This is a genomic window from Streptomyces sp. NBC_01410 (assembly GCF_045040195.1).
Taxonomy (GTDB): Bacteria; Actinomycetota; Actinomycetes; order Streptomycetales; family Streptomycetaceae; genus Streptomyces.
Window position 1 is genome coordinate 1,507,167 of record NZ_CP109530.1, and the last position, 13,724, is coordinate 1,520,890.

Sequence of the window (13,724 nt, forward strand, 5' to 3'; positions counted from 1 at the left end):
CGACAGCGGGAGTTGAGGAAATTTTCGACACGTGACTTCTCCGTGTGAAGAACGGGATGGCTGGTCGCTCTGCTCCGTCACGCGGGCAGCGACGAACCGCTCGGGGACACCCCGAGCCCGGTCTTCGTCAAAGGCGGCCGCCCGCGCTAAGCGGCAGGCGGCGGAAGTACGGTCGAATGCATGACTGGCACCCTACGGTGCGGCGTGCGGGGCCGACAACTGTCCCCCGGGGACGGCGGACTCGGTGGGCCCACCCCCCGCGACCGGCCCCGACGGTGCCTTCGGAGCCTGTGACTGCGCGATGAACGCCCCGACCAGCACCACCGCACCGCCGAAGATCTGCGGCGCCGAGAGATGCTCCCGCAGCAGCACCCACGCCAGCACGGTCGCGATGACCGCCTCCAGGCAGGCCACCACGCCCGCCACCTGCGGCGAGAGCCTGCGCACCGAGACGACCCCGGTGACGTACGCGAGCACCGTGGCGATCAGGACGATCCAGCCGAGGAGCAGCGCCGCGGGCACCTGCGTGCCGCCCATGTCCGCGCTCGCGCCGAGGAGCGAGAAGTCCATCCCCCACGGCCGGGCCACCAGCGTCAGCACAGCCGCGCCGATGAGCAGTCCGTACGCGATGACGCCCATCGGGTCCGCCGCGTCGTCACCGTCCCCGCCGTGGTCGGACAGGACGAAGTAGCCGACCTGGCAGCAGGCGGCGGCCAGCGCCAGCAGCAGCCCGACCACGTCGAAGCCGACTCCCGACCACACCTCGACGACGCACGCGAGCCCGGCGACGGCGAGAACCACGCCGAGCGCGGCGGCCCTGGTGACCGGCCTGCGCTGGACAAAGCGCACCCATCCCAGGACGAGCGCGGGCGCGAGATATTCGATGAGGAGCGCGACACCGACCGGGATCCGGGAGATCGCCGCGAAGTAGCAGGCCTGTACGCCCGCGACGGCGAGCAGCCCGAAGCCGACGAGCAGCGCGGGCCTGCGCAGCACGAGGTCACGGTGGCGCCAGGCCACCGGCAGCATGACGAGCGCGGATCCGGCCACGCGCAGCCACACCACATGCAGCGGGTCGAGACCCGCTTCGATCAGCGGCTTGGCCGCGACACCCGATCCACCGAACGCGAACGCCGAGCCCAGGGCGAGTCCCAGGCCGGCGTTTCTTCCCTCAGACGCCTGCATCGGCACATCATGACAGCGCACGACAGGACCGTCACCCCCGTGACACATGTCGAGACGCTGTCGAGAAGCCGCGCCCGGGAGCCTGCGTCCGGCGGTCAGCCGGCCGCCATGCGCCCGCTCAGGACCGCCGCGTCCACCCCGGCCCGCCCGAGCACCTCCACGGCCCGGCACTCCGGATCCGCTGCGAGGCAGGCGAGCAGATCGATCCCTGCGGCCCGCGCCCGGCCGCGCAGCTCGGCGCGCTCCAGCGCGCCCTCCATCGCGGCGGCGGCCGCGGGCGACCACCCCGACAGTTCGCCGTCCGTCTCGCGTACGACGGCAAGGGTGCCCGAGTCCTCCACCGAGCCCTGCCAGCGCAGGCCGTATCCGATGCTGCGCTGTACGAGATAGCCGAGGACGCGCGCGACCTGCGGCCCGCCGCCGAGTGCCGTCCGCACCTCGGGGTCCGACTCGATCAGTGAGTGCAGGAGATGCGCCGTGTCGATCTGCCGGTCGCCGTCGCGCAGTGCCCTGCGGCGCGCACCGGCGACCACCGAAACCAGCTCCGCGGTGAGCCGGGAATCGATGCCCGTACGGATGGCGGCGGGCTGTCGAGGCACCCGCGGGGTAGGGCTGTGCACACCTCCCACCCCATCAGTTCCCGAGGGCCCGGGCGTCCTCGCCGGGGCCCATTTGCCCATCCCACGGAGGTTGGGCACGCGCGGCCGGTTTCTCCTCCTTACGGATGAGATCGAGACACTTCTCCCCCAAGGGCGCGCGCCGCCTTGCCCGATCCAGATCTGACTATTCATCAGTATTGAATGTTCGGGCAGGTCCGGCTACGTTCCGCGACACCGTAACCCGACATGGAGGGGTGGTCGTATGGCCGAAGTCAGTGCCGAAGCCCGGATCGAGGCGCCGGCCGAGAAGGTCTGGGCCCAGCTGACCGACTTCACCAGCTACGGCCAGTGGAACGCCACCCACACCGGCTTCCCCAAGGGCGGGCCGCAGACGCTGGAGCTGGGAGCCACCTACGACGAGAACATGAAGCTCATGGGATTCCCGGCCGAAGTCGCCTGGACCGTGGACGAGTTCGAGGCCGGCCGGGTGCTGGGAATCAAGGGCAAGGGACCGATGGGCGTCAGCGTCGGCAACCGCTACACGCTCACCCCGGACGGGAACGCCACGCAGGTGCGCATCGACGGGGAGTTCACCGGCGCCGCCGTGTCGCTGATGGCGGGCAAGCTGAAGGACTCGGCGACGGCCGCACTCAACGAGTCGCTGCGCAAGCTGGGGGGACTCGTCACCTGACGCCCGCAGGACAACAGGAGAGACCAGAGGACACACGAGAAGGGCCCCGCGCTCGCGCACGGGGCCCCTCTCGCGCCGTGAGTCAGTGCTCGTCGGCAAGGATCAGATAGAGCTTCTTACGGGCTTCGTTGATGACGGCGACGGCCTTCTGCCGCTGCTCGGTGCTGCCGGTCTTCCAGACCTGGCCGAAGGCCTCCATCAGACCGAACCCGGCCTGACGGATCTCGTTGACCGTGTCCCAGTCGACCCCGCGCCCGGCCTCTTCCCACGGGGCCTCCGGCCCCGACTCGGCCTCGGTGCGCCCGGCGTCGGTGAGCGTGAACAGCTTCTTGCCGCCCTCGGTCTCGTTGGTGATCAGACCTTCGTCCTCGAGCAACTGGAGCGTCGGGTAGACCGAGCCCGGGCTGGGCCGCCAGGCCCCTCCGCTGCGCTCGCCGATCTCCTGGATCATCTCGTAACCGTGCATCGGCCGGTCCTTGAGCAGCGCCAGGATCGAGGCACGCACGTCTCCGCGCCGCGCCCTTCCCCGACCGCCGCCACGACCGCGTCCGCCCCCGAAGGGTCCGCCGAACGGCGGTCCGAACGGGCCGAACGCCGCGCGCCGCCCCTCGAAGTCGCCCCGACCCTGATGGCCGGGCCCGCAGTGCCCATGTCCCTGACCGTGTTCGTGTCCCTGTCCATGTGAACGCATCGCTACGCTCCTTCCATCATTGATCTGTCGCGATGCGTCAACGATATATCGGAATGTGTCGGCTGGCAATACCCAATCGGTCCAGCAACCTCGAATTGGCCTTGGCCTGCGGCTTCCTGGCACCTCTACGGTCGCGGGATGCGGATTCGAATCGTCGACGCCTTCACCGACCGTCCCTTCACCGGCAACCCCGCCGGAGTCCTCGTACTGGACTCCGACCGCTTCCCCGAGGACACCTGGCTCCAGCACGTGGCCAGGGAGGTGAACCACGCCGAGACCGCCTTCGCCCACCCCCTCCCGGCGGGCGGCGATGCCGACTGGGCGCTGCGCTGGTTCACGCCGGCCACCGAGGTCGACATGTGCGGCCACGCGACGCTGGCCACGGCCCATGTACTGCACACCACCGGCGCGGCGACGGGCACGGTGCGCTTCGCGGCACGGTGCGGCATCCTGTCCGCCACCGCCGACCCGAGCGGCACGATCACGCTCGACTTCCCCACCGCGACGCTCACGCAGCTGAAGATCCCGGACGGAGTCGCCGAGGCGCTCGGCGCCGACGTGCTCTCGGCGCACGACACGGGCCCGCACATCGGTGATCTGCTCGTCGAGCTGGCCGACGAGCAGGCCGTACGCTCACTGGCCCCGGACATCCGCGCCCTGGTCCACCACTCGGAGCGCGGCATCATCGCCACGGCGGCCGCCGCGGACCCGGCGAACGGCTATCACTTCGCCTCGCGCTGTTTCTTCCCGCGGGTCGGCATCGACGAGGACCCGGTGACCGGCAGCGCCCATACGGCGCTCGCGCCGTTCTGGTCCGCCCGGCTGGGGCGCACCGAGCTGACCGGGCTGCAGGCCTCCGCCCGTACCGGTCTGGTCCGTACCTCCGTGCGCGGCGAGCGCACCCGGCTGACCGGCCATGCCGTCACCGTCATCGACGGCGAGCTGCTCTCCGCGCCCTGATCCACTGCCGGACATGCCAAGGGGGCGTACGGATCGGCCGTACGCCCCCTCTCCGCACTAGGTCCTGTCCGGTCGATCTTGCCGGGCTCGCGTGCCCTGGCACGGCACCTCTCCCCCGTAGCCCTTCGGGCACGGGAGGTACCCCCACCGTTGTCGTAGTCGCCTACGCTCCGCGTGGACTCCTTCCTCCGCCTTGCGATGCTCCCCCGTAGCCCTTCGGGCACGGGAGGTGCCCCCATCGCCAGACCCCGCTCACTGATCCGGCCTGATCGACCGGACAGGACCTAGCTCACGGCGTGGGCAGCCACCCCACCTTGCCCGCCAGCAGCCCGTATCCGACGAAGGCCACGATGTCGAGCAGCGCATGCGCCGCCACCAGCGGCCCGACCCGCCCCCACCGCCGGTAGAGCAGCACGAACAGCACGCCCATGACCATGTTGCCGACGAACCCGCCGACACCCTGGTAGAGGTGGTACGAGCCGCGCAGCACCGAGCTCGCCACCAGCGCGGCCATCGGGCTCCAGCCCAACTGCCCCAGCCTGCGGAGCAGATATCCGACGACGATCACTTCCTCCAGTACGGAGTTCTGGATCGCCGAGAGAATCAGTACCGGGTACTTCCACCACACGTCCGGCAGCGACTCGGGCACCACCGTGAGGTTGAACCCGAGGGCGCGAGTCGCCAGATAGAAGGCCAGCCCGGCGCCCCCGATCCCCGCCGCGACGAGTGCGCCGCGCCCGAGATCGCTCCATGGCCTGCTCCGGTCGAAGCCGATCGACCGCAGCCCGGCGCCCTCCCGGAACAGGAAGTGCGCGACGAGCAGAACAGGCACCAGGGCCGTCGTGATGTCGAAGAGCTGCCAGGCGAGATCGAGCCATGGCCGCCCGGGGGCGAACGACCCGTTCAGTGTCGCCGCCTGCTGCTTCAGGCTGCCCGGTTTCGTCAGCGATCCGACAAAGCTGATCAGCGCCGACACCGCGCTCGCACCCAGTGAGAGCGCCAGCACGAGCAGTGTCTCGGACCGCAAGATCCTTCGCGACATGCCCTCTTGAGGTAGAGAATCAGCCACGCGTCCCGCCTCCGCCTGCACACCTGCCTCCAGTTGAGTAATCCCGTCTCATCCCCATCCTCGCCCCGCTAGGGTCTCGAATACAGGTACGAAGATCGCGCGCGACAGGCCGGGGGACGAGCGTCATCGCGATGACGCGGTCCCCTTTTCCTTGCTCATCGCTCGAAGAGGGGCACCACCGCATGGGACGTCACAGCTTGCCCGACGACGAGGCGGGGGACGGAGGCAGGTCCCGTCCACGCGTAAGCAGGCGCACGACCGCCATCGCCACGATGCTCGTTCTCGCCGTGGCGGGGGGGACGGGCATCGCAGCACAGAGCGGTCTGCTCTCCTTCGCCACGTCGTGCGAGGACTCCGCGGTACGCCTGGACGTCGTCGCCTCGCCCGACATAGCGCCCGCCGTGCGCGAGGTCGCCGACCGCGCCCGCGAGAAGCGGATCAGATCCGACGGCCAGTGCATGGACGTACGGGTCACCCCGCGCGAGAACTACCAGGTCGCGCAGGAACTCGCCGCGGGCAGGGCCGAGCCCGGCTACGAGGTGTGGCTGCCCGACTCCAGCGTCTGGGCCGAGCGCGCCAAGGCGCTCGCGGAGAAAGTCCCGCTCACACCGGCCGGCAATGTCGCCGTCTCCCCCGTCGTCCTGGCCACGGTCCACTCGGCGGGCTCCGCCCTCGGCTGGCCCAGGAAGACGTACACCTGGGCACAGCTGACGCAGGCCGCCACGGAGACGGACAGGGTGCGCCTCGGCTCCGCCGACCCGGACCGCAGCGCGACCGGGCTGCTGGCGCTGACCAGCGTCGCCCAGTCCGTGGGCAAGACGGGCGGCCCGGATGCCGACACCAAGGTCGCCGCCACCGCCAAACTCCTGTCGCAGCGTGTCTCGGACGCTGACGCCCAGGTGGTGGGCACCCTGGCGCCCGGCGAATCCGGCAAGGGTGGCGACGACCCCCCGAGCAACCAGGCCGTGTATCTCTCCGAGCAGGCCGCCTTCGCGTACAACTCAGCCACCCGCGACAGCGCACGCGACCTCGACCTCTTCTATCCCAAGGACGGCGCGCCCCAGCTGGACTATCCGTACAACCTGGTCGACGAGAGCGGGCTGAGCACCGACGAGGGCCGGGCCGCCACGCGCTTCTTGGGACTGCTGGATGAGACGGAGTCCCGGCGGACGCTCGCGGCGCACGGCTTCCGCGCTGCCGACGGCGAGGTCGAGGAATCGGTCATACGCACCGCCGGCGGCCGTGCGCCGCAGCCCTACGCCCCGTCCGCGGCCACGGCCCAGCCGCTGCCGACGGACGCCCTGCAGGAGACGCTGGGCACATGGACCATCACCGTGCAGAGCGCACGTCTCACCACCGTCGTCGATGTCTCGGGGTCCATGCAGCAGCCTGTGCCGGGCCGTGAGCCGGAGAGCCGGCTCGATGTCACCAAGGCGTCCCTGCTGCGGGCACTCGGCCAGTTCACACCGCAGGACGAGATCGGGCTGTGGGAGTTCGCGACCGGCCTCGACGGACCGAACGACTACCGCAAGCTCGTGCCGACGGCCCGGCTCGACGCCCGCGTGGAGGACGGTGGCACCCAGCGGGCCCGGCTCTCCAAGGCATTCAAGGCGCTCGCTCCCGTCCGGGACGGCGCGACCGGTCTGTACGACACGACGCTCGCCGCCTTCAAGGAGGCCCGGGCGACGTATGTGAAGGGCAAGTTCAACGCCCTCGTCCTGCTCACGGACGGCTCCAACCAGGACCGGTTCAGCATCTCCCGCAGCGAGCTGATCTCCCAGCTGAAAGAGCTCACCGACCCCGATCGTCCGGTGCCCCTGATCGCGATCGCGGTCGGCCCCGACGCCGATCAGGCGGAGGTCGACGAGATCGCCAGGGCGACGGGCGGTGCCGGCTACCAGGTCAGCGATCCCGCGGAGATCCAGGGCGTGATCCTGAAGGCGATCATGGCGGTCGGGCAGACGGGGCGGACCGCGGCTCAGGAGTGAGTCCCGCCCAGGACGGCGCCCGCCCAGGACGGTGCCCGCTCATGGACGGGACCAGCTCAGGACGGTGCCCGCTCAGGAGCGGGATCCGGGAAAGCCGACCGGCCAGGTGTGGACCGGCTCGCCCAGGTGCATCAGCTCGCTGTAGCGACGGGTGGTGGCCGCGAGCGCGGCCTCCCGCTCGAGACCGGCCTCCAGAGCGCGGTGATAGGTGTCTGCCTGCCAGGTGGCCCCGTTCACACGCCGCTTGCACCGCTCCTCGATGACGCCGAGGTAGAAGTCGCGATCGGCGGGTTCGACGTTCCACGCGTCGAGTCCCGCCGCGGCGAGCGGCAGCAGTTCGTCGCGTACGAGCTTGACGGCCGGCACCGTGGTGATGCCCCCCGCACGGCCCGGACGCGGCCACTGGAGCTCCGCCTCGATGCCGTGGCGGCACGCGGTGTCGAAGTTCTCGGCCGCGGCGGAGAAGGGCAGTTTGCTCCACACCGGCCTGGCCTCCTCGGCGAGCGCGCGCACCAGCCCGTAGTAGAAGGCGACATTGGCGATCACGTCGGTGACCGTGGGCCCGGCCGGGAGCACGCGGTTCTCGACTCGCAGATGGGGTACGCCGTCGACGACCGCGTACACCGGGCGGTTCCATCGGTAGACGGTTCCGTTGTGCAGCACGAGCTCCTGGAGCCTGGGGACCCCGCCTTCCTCGAGCACCCGCAGCGGGTCCTCCTCCTCGTCACAGATCGGCAGCAGGGCGGGAAAGTAGCGCAGATTCTCCTCGAAGAGGTCGTACGCCGAGCTCACCCAGCGCTCGCCGAACCAGGTCCGCGGCCTGACCCCCTGAGCCTGCAGTTCGGGCGGTCGGGTGTCGGTGGCCTGCTGGAACAGGGGCGGTCGCGACTCGCGCCACAGTTCCCTGCCGAACAGGAAGGGGGAGTTGGCGCCGACGGCGACCTGGACGGCGGCCACCGCCTGCGCGGCGTTCCACACGTCCGCGAATCTCGCCGGCGTCACCTGGAGGTGCAACTGCACGGACGTACAGGCGGCTTCGGGCGCTATGGACGCCGAGGTGCAGGTCAGCCGCTCCACGCCTTCGATGTCGAGCGCGAATTCCTCGCCGCGGGCCGCGACGATCTGATCGTTGAGAAGTGTGTACCGGTCGACGTCCGAGAGGTTCGCGGAGACCAGGTCGTCCTGGGCGAGCGTCGGAAGAATTCCGATCATGACGATCCCCGAGCCGAGTTCTACGGCCTTTCGGTGCGCGTATCCGAGACCGGTGCGCAACTCCTCTGCCAGCTGGTCGAGAACCCGTCCGCTCAGCCGGTGCGGAACAATATTTACTTCCAGGTTGAACATTCCGAGCTCGGTCTGGAAATCATGGCTTGCGATCCGCTCGAGTACTTCCGCATTCATCATCCGTGGCAGTCCGTCGGCACCCGCGAGATTGAGCTCGATCTCAAGGCCCATGAGATTCTTGGGCCGGTCGAACCTCTTCTCGGCCAGCAGCCTCCCCAGTCCCGCGAGGCACTGCTGCAACTTCCTCCGGTACTTTTGCCGATCGGACAGGTGGAACCCGCCTGCCACGACCTTCTCCCCCATCGAAGCGTCCCTCCTCGAGTGGGCACCACGCAGCACCAGCCGATCACGTCACGGTCGATAATGCCCAGACTGACTGATCCATAACGCCCCATGCGCGGTCCGCTGCCGGTAGTGTGTGCGAAGTGGCCGAGCGGCACATTCCCTCGGCATGATGCAGTTTGCAGTTTCCGCTGCCCGATGCCTGGTGAAAAACACCGACTGGTTTCAGCCTACCGTGCCGACAGTAAAGCCCCAGGCCGTGGCCCTGCACTCTCAAGGAATCGGCAGATACTTCGCAACAAATAGACCTGATTCCGCCTTGCCGGAAATACGCGGGAACGCTAGCAGAAACATGGCGAGAACACGTGTCGTATAAACTTCGCGAACGAGGCAGAGAGTTGGCGCCCGGTGGGGTTTCCGGCCCCCTCTGACCCCGCCACGCTGACAGTGCCGTCCGCACCTGCCCCTGCTCAAACGTGTCTCCGAAGTGAGAGGCGACCCATCATGCCGCTGCATGTCCCCCCGGCCCCCGCGCCTGCCCTCCGCAGCGTCCTCGCAGCACTCGGTTCCCCGACCGCCGTCCGCGAGGCCCGCACACCCGCTCTGAGGTCCGTCCAGGGATCTGTGAGCCCCGAACTGCCGCTTCCCGTCCATGTACTGGATCAGATCGTCCCGAGCAGCAGTGCCCCCTACACCCGCCTCACGGGCTGGCGCTTCCTCATCCGCAGCGGCGAACGCGCCGTGGCCGCGGCGGAGACGATGCTCACCCCCGACGGCTGGACCTTCTCTCACTTCTTCGAAGGTCCCTATCTGAGCTCCACCGAACGGGCACTGCGGCAGGCCGAGTCGATGCGGACCCACTTCCAGCCGCGGCTGCTGTCCATCCCCGAGCTCTACATGCTGACCCTTTGGCTGCACGGCGACACCGACGCCGACGCCGGGACCGGCACACCCCGCCCCACCGACGTACTGGTACCGCTGGCTCCGGCGCCTCCGGGCATCACCGCACACCGGCCGCACCAGGTCTCCGATCTCCTCCCGGTCATGACCCTGCGCCTCACTCCGGCCCCGCTGCTCGGCTCCCCCGCCTGACTGCCGCGGCCTGAGGAGCGCCCCCACAGCTGCCCTGCTCACCCCGTCTTCGCGCCCCGTGACCATCCGGTCGCGGGGCGCATTTCTGCCCCGGGTGGACTAGCCCATACCGGCCCCCCCGAACCACCCGAAAGGACAATGGAGTTGAACTGAACCGTCCGCCCGGGTGATACGTCATTAACCAGTAAGAAGAGCTGCCGCGAAATCCCTGCGGATTGACGCCCGTAGGGCAACACTGGGATCGGACCGAGAGATACGGGGGGCGGCCATGAACTCCTCATCGAGCCGCAGGACAGTCACAGTCGACACACCGCAGCGAAAGAACCCAGCCATGTGCCAGCACCAGCCAGCCTGCCCGACATCCGACTCAGCCGACCGGGAAGCCGCGCGTCTCGTGGCGCACCACCCGGAGCAGGGCTGGAGCCTGCTGTGCAACGGCATCCTGCTCTTCGAGGACACCGGCGAGCTGCTGCCGGACGGGCAGATCATCGCGCCGCACCGGCAGGTGACGACGGCCGCGTAGAGCCGTCTGTACGGCGACGAGAGCCGTCCGTCACGACGAGGGGCCGGCACGGAGACTGATCTCCGCACCGGCCCTGACGCATGCGCGGCCCCTGTCCGGCCGCGTGTGCCGGTCGCCGTCCGTCAGTTCTCGTACTCGTCCATCGGCGGGCAGGAGCAGACGAGGTTACGGTCGCCGAACGCACCGTCGATCCGGCGCACCGGCGGCCAGTACTTGTCCGCGGCGCTCACCCCCGCCGGGAAGACCGCTTCCTCGCGGCTGTAGGGGTGCTCCCACTCCCCGCCGAGCGCGGCCGCGGTGTGCGGGGCGTTGCTGAGCGGGTTGTCCTGCGCGGGCCACTCGCCCGAGGCGACCCGTTCGATCTCGCCCCGGATCGCGATCATGGTGTCGCAGAAGCGGTCGATCTCGGTCAGGTCCTCACTCTCGGTGGGCTCGATCATCAGCGTGCCTGCCACCGGGAAGGACATCGTCGGCGCGTGGAAGCCGTAGTCGATCAGCCGCTTGGCGATGTCGTCGACGCTGACACCGGTCGCCTTCGACAGCGGACGCAGGTCCACGATGCACTCGTGGGCGACGAGGCCCGCCGGGCCCGTGTAGAGCACCGGGTAGTGCGGCTCCAGGCGCTTGGCGATGTAGTTGGCCGCGAGCACGGCGACCTGCGTCGCGCGCTTGAGGCCCTCGCCGCCCATGAGCCGTACGTACGCCCAGGAGATGGGCAGGATGCCCGCCGAGCCCCAGGGAGCGGCCGAAATGGGACCCACACCCGTCTCGGGTCCCGCGGTCGGCTGGAGCGGGTGGTTGGGGAGGTACGGCGCGAGGTGCGCGCGGACACCCACCGGACCCACGCCCGGACCGCCGCCGCCGTGCGGGATGCAGAAGGTCTTGTGCAGGTTGAGGTGCGAGACGTCGCCGCCGAACTTGCCCGGCTTGGCAAGACCCACCAGCGCGTTGAGGTTGGCGCCGTCGACGTACACCTGGCCGCCGGCCTCGTGGACCTGGGCGCAGATGTCGGCGACGTGCTCCTCGAACACACCGTGCGTGGACGGGTAGGTGATCATCAGGACCGAGAGCTCGTCGCGGTACTGCTCGATCTTGGCGCGCAGGTCCTCGATGTCCACCTCGCCGTCGTCGGCGGTCTTCACCACGACGACCTTCATGCCCGCCATGACCGCGCTGGCGGCGTTGGTGCCGTGTGCGGAGGAGGGGATGAGGCAGATGGTGCGCTGCTCGTCGCCGTTGGCGCGGTGGTACGCGCGCACGGCCAGCAGGCCCGCGAGCTCGCCCTGCGAACCGGCGTTGGGCTGGATGGAGACCGCGTCGTACCCGGTGACCTCGGCGAGGCGCTCCTCCAGCTCATGGATGAGCGTGAGGTATCCGGCGGCCTGCTCGACGGGGGCGAAGGGGTGGATCTGCGCGAACTCCGGCCAGGTGACCGGCTCCATCTCGGTGGTCGCGTTCAGCTTCATGGTGCAGGAGCCGAGCGGGATCATGCCGCGGTCCAGCGCGTAGTCCCTGTCCGCGAGCTTGCGCAGGTAGCGCAGCATCGCCGTCTCGGAACGGTGCTGGTGGAAGACGGGGTGCGTGAGGTAGTCGTCCGTCCGCAGCAGCGACTGCGGCAGAGCCTCCTCGGTCGCCGCGTCCAGCGCCTCGATGTCGCCCTCGAGGCCGAAGGCCGCCCAGACCACGTTCAGCTCCGTGCGTCCCGTGGTCTCGTCGCAGGAAATGGAGACGGTGTCGGCGTCGACGAGGTGGAGGTTGACCCCGCCCTCGCGTGCGGCGGCGAGCACGTCGGCGGCCTTGCCGGGCACCCGCGCGGTGAGCGTGTCGAAGTACGAGCCGTGCACGACCTCGACGCCACCGGCCCGCAGGCCCTCGGCGAGAAGCGTCGCGAAGCGGTGGGTGCGCTGCGCGATCGACCGCAGGCCCTGGGGGCCGTGGTAGACCGCGTACATCCCGGCCATGACGGCGAGCAGCACCTGCGCGGTGCAGATGTTGCTGGTGGCCTTCTCGCGGCGGATGTGCTGCTCACGGGTCTGCAGCGCGAGGCGGTAGGCCTTGTTCCCGTCCGCGTCGACGGAGACGCCGACGAGCCGGCCCGGCAGGCTGCGCGCGAACTTCTCGCGGACGGCCATGTAGCCGGCGTGCGGTCCGCCGAAGCCCATCGGGACGCCGAACCGCTGCGTCGTGCCGACCGCGATGTCGGCGCCCAGCTCGCCGGGCGAGGTGAGCAGGGTCAGCGCCAGCAGATCGGCGGCGACGGTGACGATCGCGCCGAGCTCGTGCGCCTGCTCGATGACGGGCTTGAGGTCACGGACGGCGCCGGAGGCGCCCGGGTACTGGAGCAGTACGCCGAAGACGCCGCGCTCGGCGATCTCGGCGGGGATGCCCTCGCTCAGGTCGGCCGTGACGACCTCGACGCCGGTCGGCTCGGCACGGGTCTCGATCACCGCGAGAGTCTGCGGCAGGGCGTCGGCGTCGACCAGGAAGACGCCGTTCTTGACCTTGCCGACGCGGCGGGCGAGCGACATGGCCTCGGCCGCGGCGGTGGCCTCGTCGAGCAGCGACGCACCCGAGGTGGGCAGGCCGGTCAGATCGGCGACCATCGTCTGGAAGTTGAGCAGCGCCTCGAGGCGGCCCTGGGAGATCTCCGGCTGGTAGGGCGTGTACGCCGTGTACCAGGCAGGGTTCTCCATGACATTGCGCAGGATGACCGGCGGCGTGAAGGTGCCGTAGTAGCCGAGGCCGATCATCGGCGCCAGCACCTGATTGCGGTCGGCCAGCGTGCGCAGCTCGGCGAGGACATCGGCCTCGGTGCGCGCGCCCGGGAGGTTCAGCGCCTCCGCGCTCTTGATCACAGCGGGCACCGCGGCGGCGGTCAGCTCGTCCAGCGAGCCGTACCCCACCTGCGCCAGCATCTTGGCCTGGGCCTCGGCGTCGGGCCCGATGTGGCGCTGCTCGAAGGGGATGCCCTGCTCCAGCTGGGAGAGCGGAATGCGGTTGGCGGTCATTTAGGAGGCCTCCTGGTCTGACACGACCGGCGAGGGGCATCGCGGCGCGGATGCCCGGACGGCCTCCCCCTCTGTCATCTCAACCTGAGAGCTTCACCGGCGCACACGCAGGCGCGCCGGCTTTCACCGTCGGTGAGAGCGGACGCCGTCCGACGCCCGCTCTTCTTTCCAGAGTGACCTCGTCCGTGCGGTACAGGGGCCTGAGAGATTCCGGGGAGGATTTGCTCCTTCGGCGCCGCCGGTGTGTCACCGGTGGACTCTCCCGCACGGGGTCAGCAGCCGTCTGCCAGCGTACCAGCGCCCTCCCGCTCCGATCGCTCAAGTGGCCGACAGTCACGATGTGCACTTTTGT

General features: G+C 69.8%; 11 protein-coding genes and 1 riboswitch. Of the genes, 5 read left to right on the forward strand and 6 right to left on the reverse strand.

Annotation, left to right across the window (positions count from 1 at the left end):
- Positions 1-192 precede the first annotated feature (192 nt).
- Together OG741_RS06975 and OG741_RS06980 are read right to left on the reverse strand one after the other, a co-directional pair.
- A complete protein-coding gene (locus OG741_RS06975) occupies positions 193-1,185 on the reverse strand; it encodes an EamA family transporter (protein WP_405595946.1) in 993 nt (330 codons plus the stop codon).
- Positions 1,186-1,280: 95 nt separating this feature from the next.
- Complete coding sequence (locus tag OG741_RS06980) at positions 1,281-1,805, reverse strand: Clp protease N-terminal domain-containing protein (RefSeq protein WP_405595947.1); 525 nt, start codon at positions 1,803-1,805, stop codon at positions 1,281-1,283.
- A gap of 241 nt (positions 1,806-2,046) precedes the next feature.
- Here OG741_RS06980 and OG741_RS06985 point away from each other — a divergent pair, with 241 nt between their 5' ends.
- Positions 2,047-2,475 (forward strand): SRPBCC family protein, encoded by a 429-nt coding sequence (locus OG741_RS06985; RefSeq protein WP_405595948.1) that lies wholly within the window; start codon positions 2,047-2,049, stop codon positions 2,473-2,475.
- A gap of 82 nt (positions 2,476-2,557) precedes the next feature.
- Here the strand turns inward: OG741_RS06985 and OG741_RS06990 are convergent, their stop codons facing one another.
- A complete protein-coding gene (locus OG741_RS06990) occupies positions 2,558-3,166 on the reverse strand; it encodes a PadR family transcriptional regulator (protein WP_405595949.1) in 609 nt (202 codons plus the stop codon).
- Between the two features lie 138 nt (positions 3,167-3,304).
- Between OG741_RS06990 and OG741_RS06995 the strand changes: the two genes are divergently transcribed.
- The gene (locus tag OG741_RS06995) at positions 3,305-4,126 is read left to right on the forward strand and encodes a PhzF family phenazine biosynthesis protein (protein WP_405595950.1); all 822 of its coding nucleotides are present in this window, start codon (positions 3,305-3,307) and stop codon (positions 4,124-4,126) included.
- A gap of 289 nt (positions 4,127-4,415) precedes the next feature.
- Here OG741_RS06995 and OG741_RS07000 read toward each other — a convergent pair whose 3' ends face one another.
- The gene (locus OG741_RS07000; protein WP_405595951.1) at positions 4,416-5,216 is read right to left on the reverse strand and encodes a CPBP family intramembrane glutamic endopeptidase; all 801 of its coding nucleotides are present in this window, start codon (positions 5,214-5,216) and stop codon (positions 4,416-4,418) included.
- A 161-nt stretch (positions 5,217-5,377) separates the two neighbouring features.
- Between OG741_RS07000 and OG741_RS07005 the strand changes: the two genes are divergently transcribed.
- Positions 5,378-7,183 (forward strand): substrate-binding domain-containing protein, encoded by a 1,806-nt coding sequence (locus OG741_RS07005; protein ID WP_405595952.1) that lies wholly within the window; start codon positions 5,378-5,380, stop codon positions 7,181-7,183.
- A gap of 72 nt (positions 7,184-7,255) precedes the next feature.
- Here OG741_RS07005 and OG741_RS07010 read toward each other — a convergent pair whose 3' ends face one another.
- Positions 7,256-8,770, reverse strand: a complete 1,515-nt coding sequence (locus tag OG741_RS07010) for a glutamate-cysteine ligase family protein (RefSeq protein WP_405595953.1) — start codon at positions 8,768-8,770, stop codon at positions 7,256-7,258.
- A 483-nt stretch (positions 8,771-9,253) separates the two neighbouring features.
- On the opposite strand from OG741_RS07010, the gene OG741_RS07015 reads away from it, so the two are divergent.
- On the forward strand, positions 9,254-9,841 hold the full coding sequence (locus OG741_RS07015) for a hypothetical protein (protein ID WP_405595954.1): 588 nt from the start codon (positions 9,254-9,256) through the stop codon (positions 9,839-9,841).
- Positions 9,842-10,172: 331 nt separating this feature from the next.
- Complete coding sequence (locus OG741_RS07020) at positions 10,173-10,364, forward strand: DUF5999 family protein (protein ID WP_324975735.1); 192 nt, start codon at positions 10,173-10,175, stop codon at positions 10,362-10,364.
- Positions 10,365-10,486: 122 nt separating this feature from the next.
- Here the strand turns inward: OG741_RS07020 and gcvP are convergent, their stop codons facing one another.
- Positions 10,487-13,372 (reverse strand): aminomethyl-transferring glycine dehydrogenase, encoded by a 2,886-nt coding sequence (gene gcvP, locus OG741_RS07025; RefSeq protein WP_405595955.1) that lies wholly within the window; start codon positions 13,370-13,372, stop codon positions 10,487-10,489.
- Between the two features lie 178 nt (positions 13,373-13,550).
- A riboswitch (glycine riboswitch) is annotated at positions 13,551-13,647 on the reverse strand.
- Positions 13,648-13,724: the final 77 nt, after the last annotated feature.

Coding starts and splice junctions, on each gene's coding strand:
- OG741_RS06975 (WP_405595946.1), bottom strand. CDS start 1,185: ATGCAGGCGTCTGAGGGAAGAAACGCCGGCCTGGGACTCGCCCTGGGC.
- gcvP (WP_405595955.1), bottom strand. CDS start 13,372: ATGACCGCCAACCGCATTCCGCTCTCCCAGCTGGAGCAGGGCATCCCC.
- OG741_RS06985 (WP_405595948.1), top strand. CDS start 2,047: ATGGCCGAAGTCAGTGCCGAAGCCCGGATCGAGGCGCCGGCCGAGAAG.
- OG741_RS07010 (WP_405595953.1), bottom strand. CDS start 8,770: ATGGGGGAGAAGGTCGTGGCAGGCGGGTTCCACCTGTCCGATCGGCAA.
- OG741_RS07020 (WP_324975735.1), top strand. CDS start 10,173: ATGTGCCAGCACCAGCCAGCCTGCCCGACATCCGACTCAGCCGACCGG.
- OG741_RS07005 (WP_405595952.1), top strand. CDS start 5,378: ATGGGACGTCACAGCTTGCCCGACGACGAGGCGGGGGACGGAGGCAGG.
- OG741_RS06990 (WP_405595949.1), bottom strand. CDS start 3,166: ATGCGTTCACATGGACAGGGACACGAACACGGTCAGGGACATGGGCAC.
- OG741_RS07015 (WP_405595954.1), top strand. CDS start 9,254: ATGCCGCTGCATGTCCCCCCGGCCCCCGCGCCTGCCCTCCGCAGCGTC.
- OG741_RS06995 (WP_405595950.1), top strand. CDS start 3,305: ATGCGGATTCGAATCGTCGACGCCTTCACCGACCGTCCCTTCACCGGC.